This is a genomic window from Mesorhizobium sp. B1-1-1 (genome assembly GCF_006442955.1).
In the GTDB taxonomy this organism is placed as follows: domain Bacteria; phylum Pseudomonadota; class Alphaproteobacteria; order Rhizobiales; family Rhizobiaceae; genus Mesorhizobium.
The window spans coordinates 594,468-617,469 of the sequence record NZ_VFWW01000001.1 but is presented as its reverse complement, the minus strand read 5'-3'; the positions used below and the strand labels follow the sequence as shown (position 1 = coordinate 617,469).

At 62.3% G+C, this 23,002-nt stretch carries 29 protein-coding genes and 1 tRNA gene; 15 read left to right on the top strand and 15 right to left on the bottom strand.

The features are described from left to right. Positions 1 to 67: 67 nt before the first annotated feature. Both FJ986_RS03125 and FJ986_RS03120 read right to left on the bottom strand, forming a co-directional pair. A complete protein-coding gene (locus FJ986_RS03125) occupies positions 68 to 595 on the bottom strand; it encodes a gamma carbonic anhydrase family protein (protein ID WP_140493693.1) in 528 nt (175 codons plus the stop codon). A gap of 42 nt (positions 596 to 637) precedes the next feature. Beyond that, positions 638 to 958, bottom strand: a complete 321-nt coding sequence (locus FJ986_RS03120) for a hypothetical protein (protein ID WP_140671715.1) — start codon at positions 956 to 958, stop codon at positions 638 to 640. Between the two features lie 102 nt (positions 959 to 1,060). Between FJ986_RS03120 and FJ986_RS03115 the strand changes: the two genes are divergently transcribed. Then, complete coding sequence (locus FJ986_RS03115) at positions 1,061 to 1,792, top strand: hypothetical protein (RefSeq protein WP_140673358.1); 732 nt, start codon at positions 1,061 to 1,063, stop codon at positions 1,790 to 1,792. Between the two features lie 50 nt (positions 1,793 to 1,842). Here FJ986_RS03115 and FJ986_RS03110 read toward each other — a convergent pair whose 3' ends face one another. Both FJ986_RS03110 and cysE read right to left on the bottom strand, forming a co-directional pair. Then, positions 1,843 to 2,046, bottom strand: coding sequence for a DUF3126 family protein (locus FJ986_RS03110; protein ID WP_019857879.1), 204 nt, complete (start codon positions 2,044 to 2,046; stop codon positions 1,843 to 1,845). 148 nt (positions 2,047 to 2,194) lie between these two features. Then, positions 2,195 to 3,043 (bottom strand): serine O-acetyltransferase, encoded by an 849-nt coding sequence (gene cysE / locus FJ986_RS03105; RefSeq protein ID WP_140671718.1) that lies wholly within the window; start codon positions 3,041 to 3,043, stop codon positions 2,195 to 2,197. Between the two features lie 124 nt (positions 3,044 to 3,167). Between cysE and FJ986_RS03100 the strand changes: the two genes are divergently transcribed. Next, positions 3,168 to 3,773 (top strand): hypothetical protein, encoded by a 606-nt coding sequence (locus tag FJ986_RS03100; protein WP_140671719.1) that lies wholly within the window; start codon positions 3,168 to 3,170, stop codon positions 3,771 to 3,773. A gap of 43 nt (positions 3,774 to 3,816) precedes the next feature. Here the strand turns inward: FJ986_RS03100 and FJ986_RS03095 are convergent, their stop codons facing one another. From FJ986_RS03095 to FJ986_RS03085, 3 genes are read right to left on the bottom strand one after another with little or no spacing between them, the layout of a single operon-like run. After that, positions 3,817 to 4,584, bottom strand: coding sequence for an alpha/beta hydrolase (locus FJ986_RS03095; protein WP_140558495.1), 768 nt, complete (start codon positions 4,582 to 4,584; stop codon positions 3,817 to 3,819). A 20-nt stretch (positions 4,585 to 4,604) separates the two neighbouring features. Then, complete coding sequence (locus FJ986_RS03090) at positions 4,605 to 5,168, bottom strand: DUF192 domain-containing protein (RefSeq protein WP_140625537.1); 564 nt, start codon at positions 5,166 to 5,168, stop codon at positions 4,605 to 4,607. A gap of 22 nt (positions 5,169 to 5,190) precedes the next feature. Further along, on the bottom strand, positions 5,191 to 5,736 hold the full coding sequence (locus FJ986_RS03085) for a cold-shock protein (protein WP_181167391.1): 546 nt from the start codon (positions 5,734 to 5,736) through the stop codon (positions 5,191 to 5,193). Between the two features lie 268 nt (positions 5,737 to 6,004). Here FJ986_RS03085 and gloA point away from each other — a divergent pair, with 268 nt between their 5' ends. After that, positions 6,005 to 6,445 carry a lactoylglutathione lyase gene (gloA, locus tag FJ986_RS03080; RefSeq protein WP_140522101.1) on the top strand — a complete coding sequence of 147 codons (441 nt, stop codon included), beginning with the start codon at positions 6,005 to 6,007 and terminating at the stop codon, positions 6,443 to 6,445. A gap of 129 nt (positions 6,446 to 6,574) precedes the next feature. Next, positions 6,575 to 6,868: a DUF2218 domain-containing protein gene (locus FJ986_RS03075; protein ID WP_140522099.1), complete on the top strand. Its 294-nt coding sequence runs from the start codon at positions 6,575 to 6,577 to the stop codon at positions 6,866 to 6,868. 31 nt (positions 6,869 to 6,899) lie between these two features. Here the strand turns inward: FJ986_RS03075 and FJ986_RS03070 are convergent, their stop codons facing one another. Together FJ986_RS03070 and ilvA are read right to left on the bottom strand one after the other, a co-directional pair. Continuing rightward, positions 6,900 to 7,454 carry a DUF1697 domain-containing protein gene (locus tag FJ986_RS03070; protein WP_140517654.1) on the bottom strand — a complete coding sequence of 185 codons (555 nt, stop codon included), beginning with the start codon at positions 7,452 to 7,454 and terminating at the stop codon, positions 6,900 to 6,902. Beyond that, positions 7,451 to 8,707: a threonine ammonia-lyase IlvA gene (gene ilvA / locus FJ986_RS03065; protein ID WP_140666318.1), complete on the bottom strand. Its 1,257-nt coding sequence runs from the start codon at positions 8,705 to 8,707 to the stop codon at positions 7,451 to 7,453. Before ilvA ends, FJ986_RS03070 begins: the two co-directional genes overlap by 4 nt. Positions 8,708 to 9,115: 408 nt before the next feature. Here ilvA and FJ986_RS03060 point away from each other — a divergent pair, with 408 nt between their 5' ends. Together FJ986_RS03060 and FJ986_RS03055 are read left to right on the top strand one after the other, a co-directional pair. Further along, entirely contained in the window at positions 9,116 to 10,189 is a 1,074-nt protein-coding gene (locus tag FJ986_RS03060) for an alpha/beta hydrolase (RefSeq protein ID WP_140671723.1), read from the top strand. 142 nt (positions 10,190 to 10,331) lie between these two features. Then, complete coding sequence (locus FJ986_RS03055) at positions 10,332 to 11,492, top strand: alpha/beta hydrolase (protein WP_140673356.1); 1,161 nt, start codon at positions 10,332 to 10,334, stop codon at positions 11,490 to 11,492. A 21-nt stretch (positions 11,493 to 11,513) separates the two neighbouring features. Here FJ986_RS03055 and ade read toward each other — a convergent pair whose 3' ends face one another. Then, on the bottom strand, positions 11,514 to 13,325 hold the full coding sequence (ade, locus tag FJ986_RS03050) for an adenine deaminase (RefSeq protein ID WP_140493720.1): 1,812 nt from the start codon (positions 13,323 to 13,325) through the stop codon (positions 11,514 to 11,516). A 185-nt stretch (positions 13,326 to 13,510) separates the two neighbouring features. Here ade and FJ986_RS03045 point away from each other — a divergent pair, with 185 nt between their 5' ends. Next, the gene (locus tag FJ986_RS03045) at positions 13,511 to 14,176 is read left to right on the top strand and encodes an outer membrane protein (protein WP_140673354.1); all 666 of its coding nucleotides are present in this window, start codon (positions 13,511 to 13,513) and stop codon (positions 14,174 to 14,176) included. A gap of 658 nt (positions 14,177 to 14,834) precedes the next feature. Next, on the top strand, positions 14,835 to 15,125 hold the full coding sequence (locus FJ986_RS03040) for a hypothetical protein (protein ID WP_140558505.1): 291 nt from the start codon (positions 14,835 to 14,837) through the stop codon (positions 15,123 to 15,125). Positions 15,126 to 15,302: 177 nt separating this feature from the next. Here the strand turns inward: FJ986_RS03040 and FJ986_RS03035 are convergent, their stop codons facing one another. After that, positions 15,303 to 15,539: a hypothetical protein gene (locus FJ986_RS03035; RefSeq protein WP_140558506.1), complete on the bottom strand. Its 237-nt coding sequence runs from the start codon at positions 15,537 to 15,539 to the stop codon at positions 15,303 to 15,305. Between the two features lie 490 nt (positions 15,540 to 16,029). Here FJ986_RS03035 and FJ986_RS03030 point away from each other — a divergent pair, with 490 nt between their 5' ends. Next, on the top strand, positions 16,030 to 16,329 hold the full coding sequence (locus FJ986_RS03030; protein ID WP_140493726.1) for a DUF1236 domain-containing protein: 300 nt from the start codon (positions 16,030 to 16,032) through the stop codon (positions 16,327 to 16,329). A 173-nt stretch (positions 16,330 to 16,502) separates the two neighbouring features. Here the strand turns inward: FJ986_RS03030 and FJ986_RS03025 are convergent. Further along, positions 16,503 to 16,588, bottom strand: a tRNA-Leu gene (locus tag FJ986_RS03025). Between the two features lie 130 nt (positions 16,589 to 16,718). Then, the gene (locus FJ986_RS03020) at positions 16,719 to 17,297 is read right to left on the bottom strand and encodes an NUDIX domain-containing protein (RefSeq protein WP_140522089.1); all 579 of its coding nucleotides are present in this window, start codon (positions 17,295 to 17,297) and stop codon (positions 16,719 to 16,721) included. A gap of 153 nt (positions 17,298 to 17,450) precedes the next feature. Here FJ986_RS03020 and FJ986_RS03015 point away from each other — a divergent pair, with 153 nt between their 5' ends. The 3 genes from FJ986_RS03015 to FJ986_RS03005 all read left to right on the top strand — a co-directional run bounded on the left by FJ986_RS03015 (position 17,451) and on the right by FJ986_RS03005 (position 19,233). After that, on the top strand, positions 17,451 to 18,554 hold the full coding sequence (locus FJ986_RS03015; RefSeq protein WP_140522087.1) for an NADH:flavin oxidoreductase/NADH oxidase: 1,104 nt from the start codon (positions 17,451 to 17,453) through the stop codon (positions 18,552 to 18,554). 130 nt (positions 18,555 to 18,684) lie between these two features. After that, positions 18,685 to 18,963 (top strand): DUF982 domain-containing protein, encoded by a 279-nt coding sequence (locus FJ986_RS03010; protein ID WP_032920128.1) that lies wholly within the window; start codon positions 18,685 to 18,687, stop codon positions 18,961 to 18,963. Positions 18,964 to 18,993: 30 nt separating this feature from the next. Continuing rightward, a complete protein-coding gene (locus FJ986_RS03005; RefSeq protein ID WP_140493732.1) occupies positions 18,994 to 19,233 on the top strand; it encodes a DUF2188 domain-containing protein in 240 nt (79 codons plus the stop codon). Positions 19,234 to 19,340: 107 nt separating this feature from the next. On the opposite strand, the gene FJ986_RS03000 is transcribed toward FJ986_RS03005, so the two are convergent. Further along, a complete protein-coding gene (locus FJ986_RS03000; RefSeq protein ID WP_140494988.1) occupies positions 19,341 to 19,637 on the bottom strand; it encodes a hypothetical protein in 297 nt (98 codons plus the stop codon). 171 nt (positions 19,638 to 19,808) lie between these two features. After that, positions 19,809 to 20,408 (bottom strand): NAD(P)H:quinone oxidoreductase type IV, encoded by a 600-nt coding sequence (gene wrbA, locus FJ986_RS02995; protein WP_140671730.1) that lies wholly within the window; start codon positions 20,406 to 20,408, stop codon positions 19,809 to 19,811. Between the two features lie 174 nt (positions 20,409 to 20,582). Here wrbA and FJ986_RS02990 point away from each other — a divergent pair, with 174 nt between their 5' ends. From FJ986_RS02990 to gpt, 3 genes are all read left to right on the top strand, one after another. Next, complete coding sequence (locus FJ986_RS02990) at positions 20,583 to 21,326, top strand: competence/damage-inducible protein A (protein WP_140517664.1); 744 nt, start codon at positions 20,583 to 20,585, stop codon at positions 21,324 to 21,326. 81 nt (positions 21,327 to 21,407) lie between these two features. Then, positions 21,408 to 22,241, top strand: a complete 834-nt coding sequence (locus tag FJ986_RS02985) for a universal stress protein (RefSeq protein WP_140493736.1) — start codon at positions 21,408 to 21,410, stop codon at positions 22,239 to 22,241. 113 nt (positions 22,242 to 22,354) lie between these two features. Continuing rightward, complete coding sequence (gene gpt, locus FJ986_RS02980) at positions 22,355 to 22,855, top strand: xanthine phosphoribosyltransferase (RefSeq protein WP_140493737.1); 501 nt, start codon at positions 22,355 to 22,357, stop codon at positions 22,853 to 22,855. Positions 22,856 to 23,002: the final 147 nt, after the last annotated feature.

Sequence of the window (23,002 nt, the reverse complement as noted above, 5' to 3'; positions counted from 1 at the left end):
GTCCCAACGACCGGGTCTAAGGAGCCGGCCCCGTCCCCGGGCCGGCTCCGCCATTTCTGGCGGAGGCCTAGACCTTCTCCAAACCCGCCTTGAAGCGCCTGCCGTTGGCGACATAGTGCGCGGCCGAGGCCCGCAACCTTGCAATCGCAGCCTCGTCCAGGACCCTGATCGCCTTGGCCGGCGAGCCGACGATCAGCGAATTGTCCGGGAATTCCTTGCCTTCGGTGACCAGCGCGCCGGCGCCGACCAGCGAATTCTTGCCGATCCTGGCGCCGTTGAGCACGATTGCGCCCATGCCGATCAGGCTGTTATCGCCGATGGTGCAGCCATGCAGCATGGCGCGGTGGCCGATCGTGCAGCCTTCGCCAATGGTCAGCGGGAAGCCGGGATCGGTGTGCATGACCGTGTGCTCCTGCACGTTGGTGTCGGCGCCGATCACGACAGGTTCATTGTCGCCGCGGATGACGACGCCGAACCAGAAGCCGGCATTGCGGCCGATGCTGATGTCGCCGATCAGCGTCGCATCGGGCGCGATCCAGTTTGAGCCCGCATCCGCGAAGTTCGGTTCGGTGCCATCGATCGCATAAAGCGGCATTTCTGGTCTCCGATTCGTCTCAAGCCTGGAAGTCGAACGACCCTAGGTTGACACCTCCCAACACGCAACGGCCACAAGAACGATGCCGAGCGCCAGCGTCCAGGCGACCGCCGTGCAGCCACAGGAAATCAGCGCCACCGACGAAATGCGACCGTCGCGGCCGGCGTCCAAGGCATCGTTGAGCAGCATGAACGGCCCGGCGCACGCGGTGGCGGCGAGCGAACGCAGTACGTGCGCGGAGGACACATAAGGCTCGGTGAACGCGACCTTGCGCCCGGCAACCAACTCCATCGCCGATCCGACCAGCCCGCAAGCCGTCAACCCGACAAGAAAAGCGAACGCAGTTAGCTCAACCGGGCCCATCTTTACCTTCCGTTTACCATGAAATCGCACAGTCGCTGGAAGGACTGCAAGAGCCGTGCCGTGCGATGCGTGCCGTCACGGGACAGGAATCCGGGGACAGAGATGAAGCAGGCAGCGTCGCGCGACGACCCCCAATTCACCGTGGTCGATTCCACGCTGATGAAGCGGGTGTTCTACGCCTTCGCAGCACTCGCCCTGCTGTCGGTCGCAATCAGCCTGGGCGGCAAATGGTTCGGCCATTCGATCGCCATGGCCGGCTACACGGATGATGCGACGATGCGCAAGGTGGTGGTCGGCAACAATGTCATCGCCGTGCCTGCCAATTTTATCCGTTTCGAACAGGCGCGGCGCGACGGCATCGCCTCGCGGCTCGACCTCTATCTGCGCTATCCCCAGATGGATGGCTACAGCGAGGCCGCCCGCGGCGATTTCAACCACACGGGGCCAGCCAAAAGCATCGTCTTCCTGTCCTTCGAACCGCAAATGATGTCTCGCGACATGAGCGGACGTTTCGGGCCGATCTACAGCGCGCTGATCGTGCAGCCCGGCACGGCAGGTCCGGGCGGCACGACGATTTACGGTTTCAACGCGAAATCAGGTTACCTCAACGAGGTGCTCGTTGTCGGCAACCGGCCCGGCAAGGACCCATTCGTGGCCCGCTGCCTGAGCGGGCCGGCAGCAGAACAATCGCTGGCGCCTTGCGAGCGCGACATCCATGTCGGCGAGGATCTCAGCCTCACCTATCGCTTCCCGAAGGAATTTCTGGGGGGTTGGCAGGCGCTTGACGCGGCAATCACCGCCGAGGCCGGGCGTGCCCTAAAGGCCGGACGTTGACGGGAAAGGCCGGTCGCGTTTGCGTCCGGCATCGCCATGGGATGCAAGGATCAGCCCAGATCGATGTCGAGGATCGCCATCGAGAAATTGTAGTCGCCGTCATCCTCGTCCTTGAAGACGATGCCGAGGAATTCGTCGCCGACATAGACTTCGGCCGAATCCTCCTTGCGCGGCCGTGCCTTGACCTCGAGCTTGGGGTTCTGGAAGACGCGCTTGAAATAGGCGTCCAGCTTTCTGATTTCGTCAGGCTTCAACAGTCTTCTCCAATCGTCGGGCTTGCTCGTTTGAACGGCGCTTCTGACACGTCGACGATGGCCATGTAAAGGCAAGCTCGCCGTATTGCACGGCAATCGAAGCCGCCGGCGCGAGCAGTGCGAAATTCCGCGACGCCCCTCAGTAAAACTAGATGTCGAAGCTGACGACCTGGTCCATCGTCTGCGACGGCAGAAGCTGGTCCATCTGGCGCGACGGCTGGTCGCAGCCGGTCTCGCCGACGACGCGAGCCGGCACGCCTGCGACCGTCTTGTTATGCGGCACCGGCGACAGCACCACCGAACCGGCGGCGATCTTAGAGCAATGGCCGATTTCGATGTTGCCGAGAATCTTGGCGCCGGCACCGATCAAGACGCCACGACGAATTTTGGGGTGGCGATCTCCGCCGGCCTTGCCGGTGCCGCCGAGCGTGACACCGTGCAGGATCGACACGTCGTCCTCGACGACCGCTGTCTCGCCGACGACCAGACCGGTGGCGTGGTCGATGAAGATGCCCTTGCCGATGCGGGCCGCCGGATTGATATCGGTCTGGAAAACCGAGGACGAACGGCTTTGCAGATAGAGCGCGAAATCCTTGCGCCCCTGGTTCCACAGCCAATGCGCCAGCCTGTGGGTCTGGATGGCGTGAAATCCCTTGAAGTAGAGCACCGGCATGATGAAGCGGTCGCAGGCCGGATCGCGGTCGTAATAGGCCTGGATATCGACGCGCACGATGGTCGGCCAATCCTTGTCGTCGGCCAGCATCGACTTGAAGGTCTGGCGGATGAGATCGGAACCTATGTCCTGGTGCGCCAACCGCTCGGCCAGCCGGTGGATGACCGCCTCCTCCAGGCTCTCCTGGTTGAGGATGGTCGAATAGAGGAAGGCGGCGAGCAGCGGGTCGCGATTGACCGCGTCCATCGCTTCGTCACGGATCGAGCGCCAGATCGGATCGACCGGCTGCAACGCGCTGTGTCGGGAAATGCTGATGCTGTTCATCGACGTCGTCCTGCCGCCTTGCCTAATGTCGGGCCGCACATATAAGCCAGATCATAGCACGATTGAACTCAATTTTCCTTAGTGCTCTGTCAAATGGATTTGGTTCGCGGGAATTCAAGCCGGCATGGAAAATGAACTCTTGCTCGACAATGCCCTCAAACGCGAGCTTTCCGCCCTCTATGAGGGACGGGATCGCCACTACCACAACCTTGCCCATATCGAGGCGATGCTGGCGCTCGCCGGCGAGTACCGGAAGCTGCTCGGCGATCCCGAGGCCGTCGAGGCGGCGATCTGGTTCCACGACGCCGTCTATGACAGCCGGGCCAAGGACAACGAGGCGCAAAGCGCAGCGCTCGCGGAAAAAAAGCTCGCGGGCCGCATCGACGCCCAGCGCCTCGGCCGCATCTGCGCCATGATCCTTGCCACCGCAACACACCAGTTGCCGGGCTTCGAAGACACGGCCGCGGTGCGTGACGCCGCTCTTTTCCTGGACATGGACCTGTCGATCCTCGGCGCAGCGCCGGATGCATTCGATGCCTATGAGCGCGCGATCCGCGCCGAATATCAATGGGTGGAGGAGCCGATATGGCGGGCCGGACGTGGCGCGGTGCTGAACAGCTTCCTGACACGCCCGCACATCTTCCACAGCGAGGAATTCCGCCGGCGCTTCGAGCAGCAGGCTAGGCTGAATCTCACCCGGTCGCTCGAAGCGCTGCAAAAACCGGCGTGATATCGGGCTTGTGCCTTTCGGTTTATCGGGCTCTTACGCCGGGTCAAAGCGGATTTTCGGCGTAGAATTCCAGCACACGCCGCTTGAAGGTCTTGTCGCCGACGGCCAGCATATGGTCACGGCCTTCGATGTGGAAAGCCTTGGCGTTGGGCATCAGTGCGGCAAGTTCGTCGGGCGAGCCGCCAATGTCATCGGTGGTGCCGACGGCGATCAGCGTCGGCTGGGCGATCCGGGCAATTTCATCCTCGCTCAGCAACTCGCGGGAGGTGGCGATGCAGGCCGCGAGCGCCCGGCGGTCGCTGCGAGTCTGGTCGGCGAAGGCGCGAAACGAACGGCCGCGGGGATGAGTGGTCTTGGCCGGATCGTCGGCAAGAAGGGCTGCCGCGATCGGATCCCAATCGCCGACGCCGTCGATCATGCCGATGCCGAGACCGCCGAAGACCAGCGTCGCCACCTTGTCGGGATCCGACAGCGCCAGGAATGCCGCTATCCTCGCGCCCATCGAATAGCCCATGACATGGGCGCGCCCGATGCCGAGATGATCGAGCAAAGCAGCCGCGTCCGAGGCCATCCGGGCCGGGGTGTAATCTGCCTCTTCGTAGCTTTTCGATGACGAGCCGTGGCCGCGATTGTCCAGCGCAATGGCGCGGTAGCCGTCATCGTTCAGCGTCTTGAACCAGCCGGGCGAAACCCAGTTGACGTAATGGCTGGAGGCAAAGCCATGGATCATCAGCACAGGATCGCCCCGGCCCGATTCCGGCTGGCGGTCGAGGAAGGCGATATCGAACCCGTCGTGGGAAAAAAACTGCATCCGCTATACTGCCCGCGTCCTCAACCGCCACCGCCGTTCGGCGCATCGCCATTGTCCGATGGCGGCACCTCGGGGCCTGATATGGTGCCAACGGCCGGATGGCGCACCAGGTCGCCATAATCGATACCGTTCCTGGCGGCGGTGCCCGCCTTGAGCTCAAGCACGAAGCGCACCGGCACGCCGGGCGAAATGAGCGCCTGGGATTGCGGCTCGCCGTGCTTGACCGCCCGGATCTTGCCATCCTGGCCGATAAAAACCAGGTCAAGCGGCATCGGCGTGTTCTGCATCCAGAAGTTGACCTGCTGCTGCATGTCGAAGACGAACAACATGCCGTGATCGTCCGCCATGTCCTGGCGATACATCAAGCCGGCCTCGCGTTCAGCATCGGTGTCGGCGATTTCGATGGAAAAGGAGCGATCTCCGCCTTTCGTCGCCACGACCAGCGGCGTCGGGTCCACCGGCAGGGTCATCACCCGGCTGTCGGCCGCCGTCGGTGCAGGCGAATAGAAATAGGCGGCCGCGGCGACGATGACCGCAGCCAGGACGCACATTGCGCCCGCCGTCAGCCAGTTCCTATGTGTCATGCGAAAATCCTCGGCAACCGCCCTAATGCGCGACCGGCAAGGTTCCCATATCGGGGTGGATTTCGGCAGCCATAAGGCCTTTGTCGCCGCGCCCGAAGCGGACAAGCACGACCTGCCCCGGCCGAAGCTCGGTGATGCCGTAGCGACGCAAGGTCTCCATATGGACGAAGATGTCCTCGGTGCCCTCGCCCCGGGTCAGGAAACCAAATCCTTTGGTGCGGTTGAACCACTTCACCAAGGCGCGCTCCAGCCCGCTTTCGGGCGTCACCGAGACATGGGTGCGCTGTTCCTGCATTTCCGCGGGATGGACCGCTGTGGTGACATCCATCGAGAGAACCCGGAAAGCCTGCAATCCGCGCTCGCCCTGCTTGACGAGGCAGACAACGCGCGCTCCCTCCAGAGCAGTCTGGAAACCATCCCGTCTAAGGCATGTCACGTGGAGGAGGATGTCGCCTGAAACGCCGTCATCCGGGAGGATGAAGCCATAGCCCTTGGCTACATCGAACCACTTGATGGCGCCGGATATTTCGGTCAGATCGACGGCATCGCCGCCTTCCTCGCGCTTCATGGCGTCGCCAAGGGTTTCGGACCGCCCCGTCAAAGAGGCTTTTTCCCCCATAAGAATGCCCCCTTTTTTCAAGAACACCGCAACTGATTCTTGACACCAGATTAACACTGCGGCTTCCGGTGAGTGCAAGACCTGACGTGCCTTTTTTCACGGTTCATTATGCGAATACCGGATTTGTTCTTTGGCGGCGCCGGCAGCCGCCTGGGATTTGCCCTTTGGACGGCCCACCCCTATGTTGCGCCGCAACCCAACAAGTCGAGGAAATCACATGCGCTATCTGCACACCATGGTTCGCGTCGCCGACATCGATGCTTCGCTCGATTTCTACTGCAACAAGCTCGGCCTGAAGGAAGTGCGCCGCTACGAGAACGAGCAGGGCCGCTATACGCTGATCTTCCTGGCCGCGCCGGAAGACGAGCAAAGCGGCATCGACGAGAAAGCACCGCTGGTCGAGCTCACCTACAATTGGGACCCGGAAGACTACAAGGGCGGCCGCAATTTCGGCCACCTCGCCTATGAAGTCGACGACATATACGCCACCTGCCAGCGGCTGATGGACAGCGGTGTCACCATCAACCGGCCGCCGCGCGACGGCAACATGGCTTTCGTCAAGTCGCCGGACGGAATCTCGATCGAGCTTCTGCAGAAAGGTCCGGCGAAGGCAAAGGCCGAACCGTGGGCGTCGATGCCGAACACCGGAAGCTGGTGATCGATCACCTTTTCGAGCGGTCCGCAGCCGGCCTATGGCGGCGGGCGAGCTTGCGCCTATCTATGCGGCGATAGCGCCCGCCTCGAAAGCGGGCACCGTTTCGTGCGTTTCACCCTCGGAGATCCCTTCATGACGATCAGCCATGCCGATGTCACCACCGCACATGCAAGCCGTTATCTGCAGCAATTGTGCAAACATTGGGCGCACAAATTCCCCGTGGAATTCGATCCCAACCATGGCGCCATCGACCTTTCGCTCGGCCGCACCATCATGGATGCCGACGGAGCTGCGCTGCACATCACCGTATCGAGCGACGACCCCGGCTCTATCGAACGCCTCGAAAGCGTCGTCGCCGACCACATCAAACGCTTTGCGTTTCGCGAGGAGCTGACGTTCGACTGGAAACGCGCCGAGGCGGCGTAGGCTCTTGTCCGCGCATTACGGCAGGCATTAATCAGCCGCCGCCGGGCTTGCCAGCCATCTCCAGCAGCGCCAGCACCGAGCGCCAGTTGCGCGCAGTGCCAGGTACCTTCAGTACGCGTGGGATCAGATTGGCAAACACCGATTTGCCCAGTCCGCCGGGTGCATGCAGGTAAAGCACGTCGCCCTTGATCTCGAACCGCTCCGGACCCGTACATTTTTCGGCCAGCCGCGCCGCCTCCTCGGCGGTAGGCGCGCGCTCCAGCGCATACGCGTGCAGCTTTGTCGGCTCCTCGGCAATCTCCGGATAGGGATTTTCCCTGACCAGCCGTTCGACCCAGCCGAGATCGCGCACCATGATGCGCGAATGAAAACCCCATTTCTCCTCGAAAGCCGCTTCGATCTGTTTGGTCAGCGTGGCGGCGTCACCTTCCTTGGCCCGGAACACCGCATTGCCGCTCTGCACGTAGGTAGCGACATCGCAAAACCCGAGATCCTCCAAGAACGCCCGCAACTCGGCCATCCTGACGATGCGGTTGCCGCCGACATTAATGCCTGAAAACAGGGCGATGAAGACGTTTCCGCTCATATGATGAACCCGGCCAATGTCTCGTTGTCGGTGATATCCTGATACTGGACGCCTTCGGCCTCGAAATTCGCTTTCAGCAGATCGAAATTGCGGCGATCCTTGGTTTCGATGCCGATCAGAACCGAGCCGAAATTGCGTGCCGACTTCTTCAGATATTCGAACCGGGCGATGTCGTCGTCCGGCCCCAGCATTTCAAGGAAGTCGCGCAGCGCGCCCGGCCGCTGCGGAAAGCGGATGATGAAGTATTTCTTCAGGCCCTCGAAGCGCAGTGCCCGTTCCTTGACGTCCGGCAGCCGTTCGAAATCGAAATTGCCGCCCGAAACCACCGCCACGATGGTCTTGCCGCGGATTTCCTTCCTGGAAAAATCCTTCAGCGCATCGATAGCCAGCGCGCCGGCCGGCTCCAGCACCACGCCCTCGACATTGAGCATCTCGATCATGGTCGCGCAGAGCCGGTTTTCCGGGATCAACCGCACCGTGTCGGTGGCGAAGTCCTTGAGGTGACGCAGGGGCTCACGGCCGATCTCGGCGACCGCCGCGCCGTCGACGAAATTATCGACCTTGGCGAGTTTGAGCCGTTTTCCCGCCGCAAGGCTCTCGCGCAGGCTTGGCGCCCCTGCCGGTTCGCAAAAGACGAAGCGCGCCTCACGCCCCTGATCGGCGAAGTAGTGCGTCACCCCCGCGGCCAGACCTCCGCCGCCGACCGGCAGCATGACGATGTCGGGCATGCCCGCGCCGGGCATCTGGTGGGCGATCTCATAGGCGACCGTCGCCTGTCCCTCGATGATGTCCTTGTGGTCGAAGGGCGGCACCATATGAGCGCCGGCGCTTTCGGTGAATTCGATGGCGGCGCGATAGCAATCGTCGAAGAAATCGCCGACGAGCCTGATCTCGACGAAGTCGCCGCCGAACAGCCGCGTCTTGTCGATCTTCTGCTGCGGCGTCGTCACCGGCATGAATACAACGCCCTTTTTACCGAAATGACGGCAGACGAAGGCGAAACCCTGCGCATGATTGCCTGCGGAAGCGCAGACGAACAGTTCGGCCTGATTGCCCTCGCCCAGTGCCTTGCGGAAGAAGTTGAAGGCGCCGCGGATCTTGTAGGAGCGCACCGGGCTCAGGTCCTCGCGCTTCAAAAGCACCCGCGCGCCGGTCTTCTTCGACAGATAGTCGTTCTCCTGCAGCGGCGTTTCCGGAAAGATCCGGCGGATCGCGGAAGCAGCGGTGGCAACACGGGAAGAGAAGCTGGTCATCGGAAAGCCACCTTGAACGCATGTCGTTTGGGAACGTCTATCATCGATTGGCCGCGGAACGCCCTTTTGTCGCGAGCCTTGCCGCCGAGCAACCCGATTCCGTCTATTGCACAGGCGACCCCGTGAAACCATTGCCCGGTCACTCATGTTCCCAAGCGATCGGCATTTAGTGACATGTTTGCCGTTAGTTGGAGGCGATTATTCATGTGATTCTTGAAATTCATGCGGGTGCCAAGCCCCGAAAGGGCCCGCCCTGATGCCAGTCTGGCTTTAGTGCAACACTGTGGCGGCGGTCGCTGTACGCCGATCGCTTTTCGGCTGGGCACGACTTACTTCCGCCGCACTTGCGCTGTCGGGGGAGACTTGCGGAGGCGATTGGCCTTTTCGGGCCGGAGTGGAATTTCAGACGTGCCGTTGAAAACGATTTTTGCCATTGGCCTAGCCTTGCTTGTCGCGGGTTGCGCGGGACAGCAGACTCAAGAGCTGCTCGGCAGCGCCATCGTGGCAGCGCCGGTGACCGAGATCGCCGGCAATCACAGCATTTTCATCGCCACCACGCGCAAGAAATCCGACGATCCGAACAAGGTCTTCGACGGCGAGCGATCGGCCACGCTGAACTACGCCCGCGTCAACGTCACCGTGCCCGGCATCCACCAGACCGGGCAGATCGAACGCCGCTCGCGCGGCAAGTCGAACGATCCGGCCAAGTATTTCATGGCCTCGGAGGTCGTCGGCTACGACACCCAGCCGAAATTTGCCAATGCGCTGAGTGCTGACATCGCGGCGCGCGGCGACCGCGTCATGGTCTTCGTCCATGGCTACAACACCGGCTTCGACGACGCCGTTTACCGCCTGACCCAGATCGTCCACGATTCCGGCTATCCCGGCACACCCGTGCTGTTTTCCTGGGCATCCGGCGCCAAGACCACCGACTATGTCTACGACAAGGAAAGCGCCAGCGCCGCGCGCGACCAGCTCGAAGTGACGTTGCGTATGCTGGCGCAGACCGGCGCGCGGCGCATCGATATCGTCGCCCATTCGATGGGAACCTGGGTGACCATGGAGACGCTGCGCCAGCTCGCCATCACCGGCGACCGTGATCTCGACGGCAAGCTCGGCGACGTCGTGCTCGCATCGCCCGACATCGATGTCGACGTGTTCAAGAGCCAGATGCGCCGCTATGGCAAACCCAACAAGCCGTTCATCCTGTTGTTGTCCGATGATGACCGCGCGCTCCGGCTCTCCGGTCTGATTGCCGGCGCGCGGCCGCGCGTCGGCGACTACAAGGACGCCGCCGACCTTGCATCCTACGGCGTAACGGTCGTCGACCTCTCCAAGATCAAGGGAGCGGACAGTTTCAACCATACGAAATTCGCCGACAATCCCGCGCTGGTGAAGATGATCGGCCAACGGCTGCGCGAAGACGATGGATTTGCCAGCGACCGCGACGTGACCGACCGCATCAGCCTGCTCGGCCAATAGATGCATCGCCGCGGGTGCGCGTGGCCCGCTCGGCCTTGCGACAGAGTCGACCAACTTTGAACTGGACCGCGCCGGCCTCTGGCCTTATCGAAATATCCAGCGACGTCACGCGTTTGACGTCCTCCTTTGCGGGAGCCGGCGTGTGACGGTGCATTCGAAGAGTTTCGTCGTCATTGCGTTCACGCTGCTGGTCGCAGGCTGCGCCGGCCGAAACACGCACGATCTGCTGAACAGGACGACGGTTGCCGTACCCGCGTCCGACATCGCGGCCACCCACGAGATATTCGTCGCCACCACCCGCCAGAAGGCGACCAAGGACCCGCGGCAGGTGTTCGACGGCGATCGCTCCTTGACCACCAGCTTCGCCCGGGTCGACGTCACCGTGCCGAAAAGTCACAAGGTCGGCATGATCGAGCGTGTCCGGGGGTCTGCCAACAGCAATCCAGCCAAGGATTTCACCGCCAAGGATGTCGCGTTCTATGCGGATGCGCCGCAATTCGCCAAAGCGGTCGGTGCCGACATCGCCATGCGCGGCGACCGTGCGCTGGTTTTCGTGCACGGGTTCAACAATGGTTTCGACGACGGTATCTACCGGCTGACGCAGATCGCGCACGACACGAAATATCCGGGCACGCCGGTGCTGTTTTCCTGGGCTTCGAGCGGCAAGACGGCGGGCTACATCTACGACAAGGAGAGCGCCAACGCGGCGCGTGACGACCTCGAGGCAACGCTCAGGATGCTGGCCAAGACGCGGGCTAAGAGCATCGACATCGTCGCCCATTCGATGGGAACATGGGTGACCATGGAGGCGCTGCGCCAGCTTGCCATCACCGGCGACCGCGATCTCGACGGCAAGCTTGGTTATGTCATCCTGGCCTCGCCCGACATCGACGTCGACGTGTTCAAGAAACAGATGATCCGCTACGGCAAGCCGGACAAACCGTTCGCCATCCTGCTTTCCGCGGACGACCGGGCGCTCAAACTGTCTTCCCTGATTTCGGGCGACAAGCCCCGCGTCGGCGACTATGGCGACGCGGCCGATCTGGCCAGCTATGGCGTGTCTGTGGTCGATCTCAGCCAGACCAAGGGTGGCGACCGGCTGAACCACGCCAAATTCGCCGACAATCCGATCCTGGTTCAGTTGCTCGGCGACCGGCTGCGGGCCCCGGCCGGCCTGGCGTCGGACGAACCTCCAGTGCAGCTCAACAATCTCGGCCAAGGCCTCGGCAAGGCCGTCGGCTCGGTTGCCGAGATCGTCATCACCACGCCGTTCAAGGTGCTGACGATCGCCACCGGCGGATGAGCGAAGCGACCGCAACTGCTCTTATACGAAGAGGTCGACCTTCTGGAAGGTCGTCACGTCGATCAGGCCGACATCGGAAATCCTGAGCTCCGGAATGACGACCAGCGCCAGCAGCGAGTGCTGCATGTAGGCGTTGTTCAGCGAGCAGCCCATCTGGCGCATGGCCTCGGTCAGTTTGTCGGCCTTGGCCGCGACGATTTCGGCCCGCTCGTCCGACATCAGCCCGGCGATCGGCATTTCGACCAGTGCCAGTTCCTTACCCTTGGAAAACAGCACGACGCCGCCACCGACCTCGCCCAGTCGGTTGACCGCCAGCGCCATATCCCGCTTGTTGGTGCCGACGACGATGATGTGGTGGGCATCATGCGCCACGCTCGACGCCATCGCGCAATCGCCGATGTAACCGAAGCCGGAGACAAAGGCATTGGTGACGCCGCCGGTACCCCTGTGGCGCTCGACCAGCGCGATCTGGCAGACGTCGTTGCGGCGATCCATGGCGACCAGCCCGTCCTCGACGGCGAGATCCGCTTCCAGCGCCCGCGTCGGTGCCTGATTTTCGATGACCCCGATGACCCGGACCCGGACTTCGTTCGCGCCGTTGGGTGCCGTGATGTCGAAATCGTGGGCCTTCAGCTTCTTGCCGAGCTTGACGGTGTTCTTCGCCGCCTTGGGATAGTCGTAGACCGGAATGTCGATGTCGAGCTTGCCGGCCTTGGCCAGCCTGACGCCACGCGCATAGACCTCGTCGATGGTCATTTCGGCGAGATCCGAGACGATTAAAAGGTCAGCCAGCCGCCCCGGCGCGATCGATCCGATCTCGCGCTCCAGCCGGAAATGCTGAGCGGTGTTGAGCGTCGCCATCTGGATCGCGGTCACCGGTTTCAAGCCCTGGCTGATGGCGTGGCGGACCACGCGGTCCATATGCCCCTGGTGAACCAAGGTGCCGGAATGGCTGTCGTCGGTGCACAGGATGAAATTGCGCGGATCGATGCCGCCCTCGGTAACCGCCTTGATCTGCGAGGCGACGTCGTACCAGGCCGAGCCCAGCCGAAGCATCGCCTTCATACCCTGGCGCACGCGGGCGATGGCATCTTCGGCGCGCGTGCCCTCATGGTCGTCCTCCGGGCCGCCGGCGACATAGCCATGGAACGGCAAGCCGAGATCGCGCGAGGCATAGTGCCCGCCGACGGTCTTGCCGGCTTTCACGGTCGCGGCGATCTCGCCCGACATCACAGGATCGTTGGCGGCTACGCCAGGGAAATTCATCACCTCGCCCAGCCCGATGATATTTTCCCAGCCCATCGCCTCGGCGACGTCGGCGACCGTCAGTTCGGCGCCGGCATGTTCGAGCCCGGGGGCCGAGGGCACGCAGGACGGCATCTGGACATGCACGTTGATCGGCATGGCGACGGCCTCGTCATGCATCAGCCGCACGCCGGGCAGGCCGAGCACATTGGCGATCTCGTGCGGATCGATAAACATCGAAGTCGTGCCGTGCGGGATCACCGCGCGGCAGAATTCGGTCACCGTCACCATGCCGCTCTCGACATGCATGTGCGCGTCGCAAAGACCGGGCACCAGATAGCGCCCGCCGGCATCGACCACCTTGGTGCCCTGCCCGATGGCATGGCCGGCATTCGGGCCGCAATAGGCGAAGCGGCCGCCGGCAATGGCGATGTCGGTGCCGGCTACGATCTCGCCGGAGTGGACATTGACCCAGCGCCCGTTGCGGATGACGAGATCCGCGGGTTTCCTGCCCATGGCGACATCGACCAGATGTGTCGCCATTTCAGTCCATGGTCTGGGTTTGCTGCCCGACGGCGTGTTCGCCATGAAGCGACTCCTGTTTGCCCGACTGTGCCAAGCCGCCACGGTTTTGACCAGCCTCACACTTTCTCCCGATTGTTCCAAGACCGACGGAGAGCGTAAATCGGCCGCACAGAAATGCGATTCCGTTTTGCCGCAAATCGGGTTACCGTGCCTGCCAGGATCTTCCAGCTCTTCGTTCGGGCAGTTCGATGCGTCGCCTAATGCTTGCAACTGTCGGTTTTCTTGCCGCTCTGGCCGCACCGGCTTTCGCAGCCGAACCTGTGGCCGATGTGCCGATGACCGCGCCCGGTTTCGACTGGACCGGCTACTATGCCGGCCTGCAAGGCGGTTATGGCTGGGGCAGTTCCGACATCTCGGGAACCGAGGGCGAGCCGTTTGCCGCCTCGCCAGACCTCGACGGCGGTTTCGTCGGTGGCCATGTCGCCGGTCTGTGGCAATTCGACCAGGCTGTGCTCGGCGCCGAAGCAGAGCTTAACTATTCCTCGGCAAAGGGCGCCGAAGAACTGGGTGCGGGAAATCTGCTCGGCACGGATGTCAAGTGGTTCGGTTCCATCAATGCCAAGGCCGGCTATGCGATGGATCGGTTCCTGATCTACGGCATCGGCGGCGTCGCCTTTGCCGGCATCGAAACCTCGCAAGATGCCGGTACCTCGTTCGACAACACGCGAACCAGCATAGGCTGGACGGTTGGCGCCGGCATCGACTATGCGCTGACCGACAGGTTCGTCGTCGGGGCGCAGTATCGCTACTATGATTTCAGCAAGGAGCATTTCGATGCGCCGGACGATTTTCTCGATCGCGACCAGAATGTGAAGCTGAATACGGTCGGCATCAATCTGAGCTACAAGTTCTGAGCCCCACCGCCGCGCCCGGTCACCGGGCAGGATCATGCTCGATCTCGCATGGTCCGTGACGGCAATTCTACGGCAATTCCAAGGACTGAGGGGCCGGCGTCCCCAGTGGGCGGGGGGATGGGTTGGGCCTGGTAGACGCCGGCCTCGACGGATCAGATCCGCCGCGCAGACACCGTATCATTGCCTGCGGCGCGCGGAATTGCGTGATCGCACCAGTATCACCATGCCCGCTTGTCTGAACGTCACCGGCGCAGAACTTGATGCCGCGTGCCGTTTATGATCCTGCCCTCGCACGCAGGCGCGCGTCCGCCATCGCAGTACCCGCGCCCGATCGCGCAGTGAACACTCAAAGAATTGCATCGAGAAAAGAGCCATCGAACCGCAAGTGCGGACGAAGGTCCAAGAACATCAGCAAGACCTTGGTCCGAATACCTACAGCAGAGGTCCGATCAGCTCTCCTGCAAGGAACGTACTCGCATTCCTTTCATTTGTTGAACGGGTGCAGCAATGGTCCTTCATGTGCCCACGAGAGCAGGGTTACAATCATTTGCACCCTCAACCCCCTGCTCAGTTCGCAGGCAGAAAGCTCAAATCGAGATCTCGTGCGGCTTGAGCTGTCGTGAAACTACCCCGAGGGATCTGGAATGGAGAAACACTTATGAAAGCGATTTTTCTGACAAGTGCCATGGCGCTCGTTTTCGTTGCAATGCCGGTTGTCGCTTCGGCGGCAGAAGCCGACGTCGTCATCAAAACCCATCGCCATCATCACCGTCACGTGGCAGTGATCAACGATCAGGGCCATCGCCTCCATCATCGGCGCCATGGCACGGTGGCTTTCTATGACCAAGGTCGCCGGCATCATCGCCGCGACACCGTCGTCATAACGGGCTCAACTGAACGCCGTCACCACCGGCGTCACCCAGTGGTGATCTACGACAGCAACGACTAATATTGTGCAATCCGGCCCGGCTGATCGCCAACCCTGCCGGGCCGTGCCCGCGAGCGGCGGACCGACAACAAGGGAAGTGGAGGAAGCCAGGCGGGTCTTCCCTGTTGAAAATGAGTGCTTAATCGCAGCCCGGGTATGAGAGGCCGGTCGTGCTCTCCAGCTTGAGCTTCTGGTCCCTCAAGAGGGCGCCAGTAAAAAATAAGCGCCGGCGACCAGTGTCGATGTCAAACAAATCGCCATTGCCACGACCACCTTGGTCGCGAAGCGCTCAGCTCTCGCGCAAAGCGCGTCAGCAAAATCGTCGCTCTGGATACTTTTCAAGAGCGGCTTGGTGTCGACGCCAGCCATGTGATTGTCGTTGTCGGGGATTGTGACACGGTCACGGCCATCAGTTTTGATGGAACCAGGGGTCATGCTTTGCCTCACGAAGCGTCGGATTGACATCAGCCACCATTCGACGGAGCTGCCGGATTCGCCGATGCGGACGGCACTTTGGCTTTGGGAGCGTCAATCTTGACGCCGAATATTTTTTCCGCCTGCCAGAACAATGGCCACGGCAGCGCTGCCGCCAGAATTTACCAGCGGGGCCGGCTGCCATGATCGGCCTCCAGTTGAAGATCATTAGCAAACGCAACGCACGCTTCCTACCGGCGGTTCCACTGCTAGGGCTTGGGTCCTATTGAACATGCGACCAAAGTCAGATCGTGGCGCGCAAAAGGCCCAAACCCACGGTTGTTTGGAACCCACGCGTCTAAGAGCGATTGCCTGACAGGCCATTGAACGATGGTTCCCCTGATCGATGGCCAGCATTGGGAGCCCTTGCCAACCCTGGCAATCCTTCGGGCGCCACCGCGCTTCGCGTCAAGCTCAACGAGAGAGAGAGAGAGAGAGAAAGGAAGCAACAATGAGAACCGATCTTACAACCGTCGTAGCGGGATTCCTGCTGCTTGCCGGCATCGGTGCCGCCGCCGCACAGGATGTGGTCATTCAGCCGCAGGACGAAACCGTCATACAAGAATACGTAAAGAAACAGCCTCTGGCCTCAGTCAAGATTCCCGGCGTCGAGCTCAACGTCGGGACCGCCCTGCCCGACACGGTCGAGCTTCATGAAATTCCCAACGTCAAATATCGCTACGTCGTCGTGGACAATCACACCGTCGTCGTGGATCCCGGCACACGCAAGATCGTAAAGATTATCCAGTGAGCGCTTGAACGCCACGATCCGCCGTTTCAGGTCGGCGGATCGTGGCAACGTTCGCCGAGGGCCCATAGCCGACGGCGCGCCTCGGCGCACGGTCGCCGAGCCGCCGCTAAAAGACCCGGGTGGCACCCGTTGGTGGCGGCTAGGCTCTGCAGAGCATTGAAGTAGAGTTAAGGTGGTGCGGACGACGGGAATCGAACCCGTACGATCAGAGATCGAGGGATTTTAAGTCCCTTGCGTCTACCAATTCCGCCACGTCCGCGCGCCTTTCGTTTCAACTACCTAGGCGATCTCGTCAATTGGGGCCATGCAGTCCCCAAAAAGCGTTGTGTAAAACACGTTTTCATTCGCCCCGCACCGATTCTTCGTCCCGTAGGGGCGACCGGTATCGGTCAAACAGCGATCGGATGGAGCTTCAGATGCTGGATCAGGATGATGGTCTTGGCGTCGATGATGCGGCCATCGGCAATGCCGGCCAGAGCCTCGTCGAGCGGCATTTCCAGCACCTCGATGTCCTCGCCTTCGTCCGCTGCGCCGCCACCGGCCGAAATGCGGTCGGCGGGCGAATAGAGGGCGGTGAAGAACCAGAGCCGCTCGGTGACGCTGCCCGGGCTCATATAGGGCGAAAACAGCCGCTCCACATGGTTCAGCCGATAGCCGAGCTCTTCCTCCGCCTCCTTGCGGATGCAGGTCTCCGGATCGTTTTCGTCGAGCAGTCCCGCGCAGGCCTCGACCAGCGGTTCGCGGTGGCCGGTGACATAGGCGGGATAGCGGAACTGGCGCACCAGGAGCACGGTTGAACGCTGGGGATCATAGGGCAGGATCACCGCGCCATCGCCGCGATCGTAAGTCTGGCGGATTTGTGTCTCCCATTGTCCGTCGCGGCGACGGTAGTCGAGGACGGTTTTCTTCAGAATCGCCCAGTCGTCGGATAGGATTTCTTCAGAACGGATGCGGATACGATCTTCCATCGGCTGCCTCCACGTTGCCCGGGAGGCGTAGCCGCGAATCGGCGTTCACGCAATCGGGGCAGCGGTTGGTCCAGTAAGCATTTCACTCTCTCGTGTGTGGCATGGCGGCGATCGATCGCCTAAATAGCGCATCCTATTCCCGGAGTTTCGTTCATGACCACATCGCTTTTCCAGCCGATCACGCTCGATGGCTTGAGCTTTCCCAACCGCATCGCCGTCGCGCCGATGTGCCAGTATTCGGCCGAGGACGGCTCGGCGAGCGACTGGCATCTCCACCACTGGATGAACCTGGCAATGTCCGGCGCCGGCATGGTCACGGTCGAGATGACCGATGTCGAGCGGCGTGGCCGCATCAGCCATGGCTGCCTCGGCCTCTATTCCGAAGACAATGAAGCCGCTGCGCGCCGCGCCCTGGACGCAGCAAGGCGCGTGGCCGCACCCGGCACCAAATTCGGCACTCAGCTTGCCCATGCCGGCCGCAAGGCCTCGAACCGCAAGCCTTGGGAGGGGGGCGGACCGCTGCAGCCGAACGAGGATCCCTGGCAGACCGTCTCGGCCTCGGCAATCGCCTACGATACCGGCTGGAACGTGCCGCGAGCGCTGGAGGAAGAGGAGATCCTCCAGCTCATCGAGCGGTTCGCCGAGGCGGCGAGGCGGGCCGAACGCGCGGGCTTCGACTTCATCGAGCTGCACGCGGCGCACGGCTATCTGATCTTCCAGTTCCTGTCGCCGCTCTCCAACCAACGCACGGACCGCTGGGGCGGCTCGCTGGAAAACCGCATGCGTCTTGTCGTCGAGATCGCCAAGGCGGTAAAAAAGGCAGCGCCAAACCTGATGCTGGGCGCCCGGCTGTCGGTCAAGGATTGGGTCGATGGCGGTTTCGACGTCGAGGATGCGATCGAAGTGGCGAAAGCGCTGAAGGCCGAAGGCGTCGCTTATCTCTGTTGCTCGAGCGGCGGCAATTCGCCCTTGCAGAAACTGCCCTCCGGCCCCGGCTATCAGGTGCATCTGGCGGAAGCCGTGCGCAGGGGCGCCGGCATCCCTACCCGCGCGGTCGGTCTGATCGACGATCCCAAGCAGGCAGAGGCGATCATCGCCGAAGGCCGCGCCGACATGGTTGCGCTGGCGCGCGCCTTCCTCGCCGACCCGCGCTGGGGGTGGCGAGCGGCCGCCACGTTCAGCGAGACGATCCATCCCGCGCCGCAGCTCGCGCGCTCGGTGACGACGATGCAGCACTGGATGAAGGCGGCGGGCTGAGCGACCCTTCCGAGAAGGGCGGAACGCGTCGTCGAACGACCGCGCAATGGAGCTTCCAAGGAGGTCTGGGACGTTTGGGCGCAGGCTGAGGACACGGTTGCAACCAAATTGACTGCTTTGCGTTGCGGCCATGATGGACAACAAGCCTTTTGAAACACCGGTCGTGGTCGAACTCGGCCATGTCGGCAAATATCGCCACATCCGCAGTACCCAAGAGGCGGCGGAGTGCCTGATGACGGTTTGGCCGCTCAATCGCGGCCCCCGTCATCGTGATGCTCTCGACACTTGCCTCAAAGTGCTGGAAGGTTATCGTTCGACAGCGGATGCGCGCCGGGCCCTTATCGAAGCCGCCAGGGAATCGGAAGTGCTGGTGCCAGACGACAAGCTGTCCGACGACCGCCTGCATTGAGCGGACGGACCTTTAAACCGGAGGTTTTTGATGGCGAAGCTGACTTACAAGATAGTCGAGCATGACGGCGGCTGGGCCTACAAGGTCGGAGCGACCTTCTCGGAGACGTTTCCCACGCATCAGGACGCGTTGCGGGCCGCCGAGATCGCTTCAGCCGAGCAGCAGGTCGCGGGGTCGACGGACGGCATCCAGTACGAGGATGCCGACGGCAAATGGCATGAGGAACTGGCTGATGGACGCGACCGGCCGCAGACCGAGGTTTCCGACTGATCTTTCAGCCCAAAGCCCGATCGCCCCAAAGGCCGGCCGCCCCGGAGCGCCGACCGCGGACGTCGGGAGAGAAAACGTCCTACGGTCAGCAGGGAGCTTACGGCTGATTATTTGCCGCAGTACTGGTCATTGACGTTGCCTTGAGCATTGGCGTCCGGACCTGGAGTGTTGTGAGCACATGGGCCCATCCCACCGGTATTGCCTTGGGTGCTCAACCCGGAGCCGTATGCGTTGATGCTCCCGGTGGTGCTCTGGTCGATGGCTGATGAATCCTCATTGCCGAACAGCGACCAATTGTTCCACCAACTGTCATGGTTGTAATACCTGCCGTCAGTCGACTGCGCCATCGCCGATGTGGCAAGACCGGCCGTCAGAACGAATGCCGCGAAAAGCTTTTTGTACATTGGATCACTCCGTTTTGTCTTCGTCGCCTTGGGTGCGACACGGGGCAAACCAGTCATCAGCCGAATGGTTCCTTGAATTCGTTGTGAAGCGTCGGTGAAGCGACGATCCACGGCGTGGACCACAAGCATCGCCAGCAGGAGCAACGCCGGCAGGCACCGGCGGCACAACGATCAGCCGTGCAGCTTCGCGGCGATTTCGGCGACGCGCCCGCCCTGGAACTTCGCGCCTTCGAGTTCCTGCGCCGAAGGCTGGCGCGAACCGTCGCTGTCGCTTGTGGTGGTCATGCCGTAGGGCGCCCCCCCACGCACGACATCGTTGCCCATCTGAGCCTGATAGGCATAGGACAGGGGAACGATGATCATGCCGTGGTGCTGAAGCATGGCCTGGGTGCTGATCAGCGCCAGTTCCGCGCCGCCGTGCTGGGTCGCGGTCGAAGACATCACCGAGCCGATCTTGTTGATCAGCGCGCCCTTGCCCCATAGCGGGCCGGTCTGGTCGAAGAAGTTCTTCAGTTGCGCGCACATCATTCCGTAACGCGTCGAGGCGCCGACGATGATCGCGTCATAGTCGCTCAGTTCCAGCGGGCTGGCGATCGCCGCTTCCTGGTCGAGCTTGTAGTGGGCGGCCTTGGCGACCGCTTCGGGCACGAGTTCGGCGACGCGCTTGATGGTCACCTCGGCACCGGCTTCGCGAGCGCCTTCGGCTGCGGCCTTGGCCATCTGCTCCATGTGACCCCAGCTCGAATAGTAGAGAACAAGTACTTTGGCCATTTGCGTCTCCTTGACGTGATGATCCTCGCCCGCCCCAGCCACGCCAGGGTACTTAGGGCGCCAATATTCGGGGAATACCGCGTATGCGGGCACAGTTTGTTCACCGGTCGGATGGCATTGCCGCTGGCCGCGTGCCGCGCTATTTCAGGCGACCCGTTTTTGCCGGAGCCATCGATGTCCGAAATCGTTACCGCCGCCATGCTCGTCATCGGCGATGAGATCCTGTCCGGCCGCACCAAGGACAGGAATATCGGCCATCTGGCTGACATCATGACGGCCATCGGCATCGACCTGAAGGAGGTGCGCATCGTTCCCGATGAGGAAGACGAGATTGTCGCCGCGGTAAATGCGGTGCGGGCTCGCTATACCTATGTGTTCACAACCGGCGGCATCGGCCCGACCCATGACGACATCACAGCCGATTCGATTGCCAAGGCCTTCGGCGTGCCGTGCGAATACGATGCCAAGGCCTATGCCCTGCTGGAAGCAAGCTATGCCGCTCGCGGCATCGAATACACCGAGGCCCGCAAGCGCATGGCCCGAATGCCGCGCGGCGCCGACCATATCGACAATCCGGTGTCGGTCGCGCCCGGATTCCGCATCGGAAATGTCCACGTGATGGCGGGCGTGCCCTCGATCTTCCAGGCCATGCTCGACAATGTCGTGCCGACGCTGAAAGCCGGCACGAAAATGCTGTCGGCAGCGGTGCATTGCCCGTTCGGCGAAGGTCTCGTCGGCGGGCCGCTGGGCGAGATCCAGAAAGCGCATCCGGACACGATCATCGGCTCCTATCCGAAATACGGCGACGGCAAGTTCTGGACCGAACTGGTGGTCCGTGCCCGCAGCCAGCAGGCCCTGGACGCCGCGCGCGCCGATGTCGAGGCGATGGTGGCCGGCTTTGCCAGCAGCGCGAGCTGATCCGGTCCAGGCCGGAACCAAGCACAACGCGGCGACGTTTCCTTGCCGCGGGCGGATCGCTCGCAAAATGAGGGGATCACCATGCGCTTCAAGACCATCGTCGCCATTCTGCAGAACGAGCAGGACGCGGAGCGCGTGCTCGACTTCGCCATTCCGCTTGCCGGCCGCTTCCAGAGCCATCTGATCGGCATCCACGCCGAAGCGCTTCCGGTGCCCTACACGTCGGCCACCGGCTTTCCCGACACCGAGTTCCTGCAGGTTTCGGCCGACATGAACCGCGAACGGGCCGAAAAGCTGCGGGCCGCGTTTCTCAGGCATATCGAGAATTCCGGCCTGTCCTTCGAATGGCACAGCCTGGAGAGTTTTTCCGGCGACAGCGCCCTGACCGGCATTTCAAGCGTGCGTGCCGCCGACCTGATCATCGCCGCGCAGCGCGAGACGGGCGGCGATGCGAGCGCCGACGTCGACACACTGGTCTACGACGCCGGACGGCCGGTGCTGGTAGTGCCGCACCTGGGTCCGCTGATCACCACCTTCAAGCGTGTGCTGCTTGCCTGGAACGGCAGCAAGGAGGCCGCACGCGCCGCCTTCGATGCGCTGCCCTTCATCATCGAGGCCGACAAAACCGACATTCTGGTCATCGATCCGCCGGACACGCTCGATGAACGCCCCGAGGCCGCCGGAGCGGAAATCGCTTCCGCCTTGTCGCGTCATGGCGCCAGCGTGAGTGTCTCGGTGCAGAGATCGGGCGGCACCTCGGTCGACGAGGTGATCCAGACCAGGATCGCGGAGACCGGCGCCGATTTGCTGGTGCTTGGCGCCTACAGCCACTCGTGGCTGCGCCAGCTCCTGTTCGGCGGAGTGACGCGCTCCGTGCTGCGCACCGCGCCGGTGGCGGCTTTCCTGTCGCGGTAAGTTCACAGTGTCGTTTGCGGCCGCTCTTGCCAAGCGCGAGGTTTTCCAGTTACTTCCGCGCGCATTCCCCTGTTTTCTGCGCGCGACCGCGCGTGCTGCGGAGTGCGCGAAAGATGTCCCTTCCCGAAAAAGCCTTTCCGGTCTCCTGGGACCAGTTCCACCGCGATGCGCGCGCGCTCGCCTGGCGGCTTGCCGGCACCAACAAGGCGCAATGGAAAGCGATCGTCTGCATCACGCGCGGCGGCCTCGTGCCGGCGGCGATCATCTCGCGGGAGCTTGGCATACGCGTTATCGAGACGGTCTGCGTCGCCTCCTATCATGACTACAGCAGCCAGGGTCAGCTGCAGGTGCTGAAGGAGGTCACGCCGGCCCTGCTTGCCGACGACGGCGCGGGCGTGCTGATTATCGACGACCTGACCGACACCGGCAAGACGGCTGGCATCGTGCGCGCCATGATGCCGAAGGCGCATTTCGCCACCGTCTACGCCAAACCGAAGGGGCGGCCGCTGGTCGATACTTTCGTCACCGAGGTCAGTCAGGATACCTGGATCTATTTTCCCTGGGACATGGGCTTCACCTACCAGAAGCCGATCGCCGACGATCACGCCGGCTGATTCGCGGCAAGCAACCTGCTGCAAATCGAGCCGCAGGGAAGTCTCATCCACTAGGCAAAGGGTCTCGCGAGGCTGGCTGGCGCGCGGAAATCGGCGTCTATTGGCGAAAATCGGCCATCCTGATGAAAGTTTTTACTTTTATTGCCG

Excerpts from the sequence above, each read along its gene's own strand:
- FJ986_RS03040 (WP_140558505.1), top strand. The coding sequence starts at position 14,835 with ATGAAAGCGATTTTTCTGACAAGTGCCATGGCGCTCGTTTTCGTTGCA.
- FJ986_RS03085 (WP_181167391.1), bottom strand. The coding sequence starts at position 5,736 with ATGAAGCGCGAGGAAGGCGGCGATGCCGTCGATCTGACCGAAATATCC.
- wrbA (WP_140671730.1), bottom strand. The coding sequence starts at position 20,408 with ATGGCCAAAGTACTTGTTCTCTACTATTCGAGCTGGGGTCACATGGAG.
- FJ986_RS02985 (WP_140493736.1), top strand. The coding sequence starts at position 21,408 with ATGCGCTTCAAGACCATCGTCGCCATTCTGCAGAACGAGCAGGACGCG.
- gpt (WP_140493737.1), top strand. The coding sequence starts at position 22,355 with ATGTCCCTTCCCGAAAAAGCCTTTCCGGTCTCCTGGGACCAGTTCCAC.
- FJ986_RS03115 (WP_140673358.1), top strand. The coding sequence starts at position 1,061 with ATGAAGCAGGCAGCGTCGCGCGACGACCCCCAATTCACCGTGGTCGAT.
- FJ986_RS03015 (WP_140522087.1), top strand. The coding sequence starts at position 17,451 with ATGACCACATCGCTTTTCCAGCCGATCACGCTCGATGGCTTGAGCTTT.
- cysE (WP_140671718.1), bottom strand. The coding sequence starts at position 3,043 with ATGAACAGCATCAGCATTTCCCGACACAGCGCGTTGCAGCCGGTCGAT.
- FJ986_RS03070 (WP_140517654.1), bottom strand. The coding sequence starts at position 7,454 with ATGAGCGGAAACGTCTTCATCGCCCTGTTTTCAGGCATTAATGTCGGC.
- FJ986_RS03090 (WP_140625537.1), bottom strand. The coding sequence starts at position 5,168 with ATGACACATAGGAACTGGCTGACGGCGGGCGCAATGTGCGTCCTGGCT.
- ade (WP_140493720.1), bottom strand. The coding sequence starts at position 13,325 with ATGGCGAACACGCCGTCGGGCAGCAAACCCAGACCATGGACTGAAATG.
- ilvA (WP_140666318.1), bottom strand. The coding sequence starts at position 8,707 with ATGACCAGCTTCTCTTCCCGTGTTGCCACCGCTGCTTCCGCGATCCGC.
- FJ986_RS03045 (WP_140673354.1), top strand. The coding sequence starts at position 13,511 with ATGCGTCGCCTAATGCTTGCAACTGTCGGTTTTCTTGCCGCTCTGGCC.
- FJ986_RS02990 (WP_140517664.1), top strand. The coding sequence starts at position 20,583 with ATGTCCGAAATCGTTACCGCCGCCATGCTCGTCATCGGCGATGAGATC.
- FJ986_RS03030 (WP_140493726.1), top strand. The coding sequence starts at position 16,030 with ATGAGAACCGATCTTACAACCGTCGTAGCGGGATTCCTGCTGCTTGCC.
- FJ986_RS03125 (WP_140493693.1), bottom strand. The coding sequence starts at position 595 with ATGCCGCTTTATGCGATCGATGGCACCGAACCGAACTTCGCGGATGCG.
- FJ986_RS03005 (WP_140493732.1), top strand. The coding sequence starts at position 18,994 with ATGGCGAAGCTGACTTACAAGATAGTCGAGCATGACGGCGGCTGGGCC.
- FJ986_RS03100 (WP_140671719.1), top strand. The coding sequence starts at position 3,168 with ATGGAAAATGAACTCTTGCTCGACAATGCCCTCAAACGCGAGCTTTCC.
- gloA (WP_140522101.1), top strand. The coding sequence starts at position 6,005 with ATGCGCTATCTGCACACCATGGTTCGCGTCGCCGACATCGATGCTTCG.
- FJ986_RS03075 (WP_140522099.1), top strand. The coding sequence starts at position 6,575 with ATGACGATCAGCCATGCCGATGTCACCACCGCACATGCAAGCCGTTAT.
- FJ986_RS03120 (WP_140671715.1), bottom strand. The coding sequence starts at position 958 with ATGGGCCCGGTTGAGCTAACTGCGTTCGCTTTTCTTGTCGGGTTGACG.
- FJ986_RS03035 (WP_140558506.1), bottom strand. The coding sequence starts at position 15,539 with ATGACCCCTGGTTCCATCAAAACTGATGGCCGTGACCGTGTCACAATC.
- FJ986_RS03020 (WP_140522089.1), bottom strand. The coding sequence starts at position 17,297 with ATGGAAGATCGTATCCGCATCCGTTCTGAAGAAATCCTATCCGACGAC.
- FJ986_RS03010 (WP_032920128.1), top strand. The coding sequence starts at position 18,685 with ATGATGGACAACAAGCCTTTTGAAACACCGGTCGTGGTCGAACTCGGC.
- FJ986_RS03000 (WP_140494988.1), bottom strand. The coding sequence starts at position 19,637 with ATGTACAAAAAGCTTTTCGCGGCATTCGTTCTGACGGCCGGTCTTGCC.
- FJ986_RS03095 (WP_140558495.1), bottom strand. The coding sequence starts at position 4,584 with ATGCAGTTTTTTTCCCACGACGGGTTCGATATCGCCTTCCTCGACCGC.